This window comes from Desulfobulbaceae bacterium (genome assembly GCA_015231515.1).
Classification (GTDB): domain Bacteria; phylum Desulfobacterota; class Desulfobulbia; order Desulfobulbales; family VMSU01; genus JADGBM01.
Genome location: JADGBM010000184.1, coordinates 1 through 3,985 on the forward strand (window position 1 = coordinate 1; position 3,985 = coordinate 3,985).

3 protein-coding genes are annotated in these 3,985 nt (G+C 41.5%); all 3 read left to right on the plus strand.

The window, feature by feature from the left end; genetic code table 11:
- The first annotated feature begins 409 nt into the window (after positions 1 to 409).
- Positions 410 to 2,998, plus strand: coding sequence for a PAS domain S-box protein (locus HQK80_15850; protein MBF0223666.1), 2,589 nt, complete (start codon positions 410 to 412; stop codon positions 2,996 to 2,998).
- Positions 2,999 to 3,543: 545 nt separating this feature from the next.
- Complete coding sequence (locus HQK80_15855) at positions 3,544 to 3,783, plus strand: DUF4160 domain-containing protein (protein ID MBF0223667.1); 240 nt, start codon at positions 3,544 to 3,546, stop codon at positions 3,781 to 3,783.
- The coding region (locus tag HQK80_15860; GenBank protein ID MBF0223668.1) for a DUF2442 domain-containing protein at positions 3,761 to 3,985 on the plus strand (225 nt) is incomplete at its 3' end. The genes HQK80_15855 and HQK80_15860, both read left to right, overlap by 23 nt.

Consider the following 3,985-nt stretch of genomic DNA (forward strand, 5'->3'; position numbering starts at 1 on the left):
ATCACCCTTAGAAGGTCGATTTTGATATCAAAAATGAACCGTTAAGGAAAATGCCGAGAACTTAACATCCCTTACAGCACCCATTTCATGCCTGAAAATGACCGTTTAAGGCCAGAAAACATGCATTATTGGGGCATTCATAGAGATATTACAGGAATTTAGCTCGGTCCGACCCCGAAAATGAACCGAAAATGAACCCGAACCAAGAATCAATTTGATAAGACGCAAGATGTACTATAGGATTATTAAAAAGGTTAAAATTTAAGATGGATGGCGGCTCCATAAAGTTCAGAAACCAAGATTTTCTTAGAAGGTGCCATACATGTCATAATGGCAGAGATCAAAGAAAAGTGAAAAATGTTTGTGTAACTTCAGGAAATCTAAAAAATAAATTTTCTTAGAATTATCAATGAATACTAAAAAAACCCTGTCAATATTTGCTCTTATCTCCATACTTGCCATTATATTTTCATTCTATTCATACTTTGTAGCTTTCAGTAATCGCATTGTTAATCAGGAAAATATGAACATAGAGCAATATATGGAGCGTCTTGAGGTACAATTATCAAGTGTTTTTACTCGTTTCCGCATTGAAGCTGAACTCTTGGCTGTAGAACCATCAATAAAGCATTTACTTACCCTCAAAGATCAAACCACCTTATTGGCGGCCAACTCCACACTGGATCGTTTTGCCGAAATTCTTGAGGTGGATGTTTGTTATGTTATGGATCAAACAGGGCTTACTATTGCTTCCTCAAACCGAAACAGTGCCGGTAGTTTTGTTGGTGAGAATTATAGTTTCCGGCCATATTTCATGAATGCCATAAATGCTGAGCCGTTTACCTACTTGGCCATTGGAGTCACTTCTGGAAAAAGAGGGGCTTACTTCAGTTATCCTGTCTTTACAACCGACAGGATAAATCCAGCTGGAGTAGTTGTCATTAAAGCGCCAGTAACCTTTTTTGACGAACAACTGACTGCCGAAACAGGAAATATTACCCTGCTCACAAGTCCTGAAGGGTTAATATTCATTTCCAGTCAACAAGACTTGCTCAATAAATTTTTACAGAAACCTTCTCCCGTTCAACTGGAGGAAATGCAAAAGACAAAACAGTTTGGACTTGGACCATGGCCAGTTGCTGACCTGCGACAGAAAAATGAAAATATGGTAACTGATGGATCTGGCAGCAGCTACCTTATTCATAAAAATACTTTGAAAAACATGACCGGCTGGAATTTGATCTATTTGCACAATCTTAGCGTTATTACTCATGATTTTTTCCACTCTTTCCTCAGAACTTCCACTGGCCTATTATTACTGGCTGGAGCAGCTGTCGCCTATTTTTATAGAAAAGCATTCCTCGATCTCTCAAAGCGTCAGCAGTCGGAAGAGAGATTACGGGAGAGTGAAGACCGCTTTCGGGGAGCATTTGAGACAGCTCCCATCGGCATGGCGCTGGTCTCGCCTGAAGGGCGCTACTTGAAGGTAAACTCTGCTTTATGCCGTATTGTCGGATATGAAGAAAAGGAGTTGTTGTCCTTGACATTTCAGGATATTACGCATCCAGATGATCTTGATGACGACCTTGATTTTGTCACCAAAATGCTTGCCAAAGAGATCACCAACTACCAGATACAAAAACGCTACTACCACCAGAACGGTCATATCGTCTGGGTATTATTAAACGTTTCTCTGGTATGGGACAACAGCGGTACCCCCCTTCACTTTGTTTCTCAGATTCACGACATCAGCGAAAGGATACAATACGAAAAAGCACTTCGCGAAGAGAAGGAGAAAGCCACTCAAGCCAACAAGTCCAAGAGCTTATTTTTGGCAAACATGAGCCATGAAATTCGCACACCTATGAATGCTATTCTGGGTATGAATTGTCTCGTACTTGATACGGAACTGTCGCCCGAGCAGCGGCAGAAACTGACGGTTGTTCAGCATTCTGCCGAATTACTGCTCACTGTAATCAATGACATCCTAGATTATTCAAAGATCGAAGCTAGACACCTTGATTTGGAAATGCAGCCGTTTAATTTAGGTGAAGTCTTGCAATCCATTAAGGAAACTTTCGATTTTCACATTCAGGAAAAGCAGTTGAGTTATGCATGTGAATTTCCCTCGGATATTCCTTCCCGTTTAATTGGAGATAAGGTCAGGTTGCAGCAGATTTTCAACAATCTTGTCGGCAATGCAGTCAAGTTTACTGAAAGTGGTGGAATAAGAATTGAAATAAAGATGTTATCCCAAACCAGCAATGGAGTTTCTCTGAAATTTTCTGTTTCAGACACCGGACCCGGTATCCCTGTAGAGGATCATGAACGAATTTTTGACAGGTTCTCCCAAGCAGATAATAGTCTGGCTAAAAGATTCTCTGGTGTAGGCTTGGGGCTATCGATCTGCCGATCACTTGCAATTCTGATGGGTGGCGAGATCTGGGTTGAAAGTGAGCCTGGCAAAGGCGCAACCTTCCATTTTACTTCTGTTTTCAAGATAGATTCTGAAATTTCTTTAGAAACAGCTGAGAAAAAGAAAGAAAAGAACTCTCTTTTAATAAATGTCACTCCTCTCGAGATACTCTTGGCTGAGGATAATATGTTCAATATGCAGCTTGCCCAGACAGTTCTTGAGCAAGTTGGGCATATAGTTACAACTGCTGAAGATGGTGTGAAGGCCCTTATGGCGTTGGTTGATAAAAAATTTGATGTGATACTTATGGATTTGCAGATGCCTGTTATGGACGGTATTACCGCAACTGGGCTTATCAGGCGCTGTGAAACCGAAGGTAATGCGGTTGCAAGAGAACATAAGGAACTAGTAAGGAAGGTAAATGAAAAGCTTAAAGGCACTCATACACCTATTGTTGCCATGACTGCCCATGCCATGGAAGAGATACGTGAAGAATGTATGGCAGCTGGAATGGACGATTTTATCACCAAGCCATTTAAACCTGATGAAGTGTTTGTGGTACTGCAGCGTGTTACTGCTTAATCAAATATCGAATGGCGTAAAGAGTCATCTGTTTTTCGAATATATGGAAGCCGTTGAGACGGACTAATTTTCATTATATTTAGAAAGGTTCTGAGCAATATCGGATGTACAGTTTATTAAGAAAAAAGAAAGGTGGTATGGCGTAGTATATTGCCAAAGGTTTCAAAACTAAAAAACTGCCATACTGTCCTAACGGTCGGGCCACGCTAACCTGCTGATTTGATAACGGAATTCTGATTTGTCGGTTGTGTAGGTAGTTGATATTATTAGACCCCGAAGTCGTTATTGGGGCCGAGTGTGGAATGGGGTCGGACCACGCTAACTTGTTGATGTTCAGTTATTTTATGCATTTTCAATGCTTAATTTAGGCCCCATATCGGCTTTTTTACTGGCGAAATAAAGGTTTTCGCTTATAAACTAACTTATGGCAGAACAGATCGACATTTCATTTCCGAGCAGGTGAACTGGGGAGTGGTTAATACCAGATCTGCCAAATACTGAGCGGACGAAAAACAAAAAACGCGATAAGGACAATACGCAAAGGCATGCCAACTATTCTACGCATAGGGTCATTCAGGTTTCATTTTTATTCAGACGAAGGCAGCGAACCCCCGCATATTCATGTGGCAACACCTGACGGGGAATGCAAGTTCTGGCTTGATCCTGTTAGGCTGGCCCGAAACAAAGGTGTCGCTCCCGCGACTGTTCGCCAGATAGAAACGCTGGTATACAACAATCTGCAATTGTTATTGGAGAAATATCATGGGCTACACCACCGCAGTTAAAAATGAGATAATTGAACCGGTGGCCATCCGGGTTTGGGCAGAGAATAGGACTATTTTTATCGAACTCACCGATGGCCGTATTATTGGTTTCCCTGCAGACCGGTTTATCATCCTTTCAAAAGCAACTGATGACCAGCTAAAAGAGGTTACACTGCGCTTGGATGGTTTTGCGCTTCGGTGGGAATCTCTTGACGAGGATATA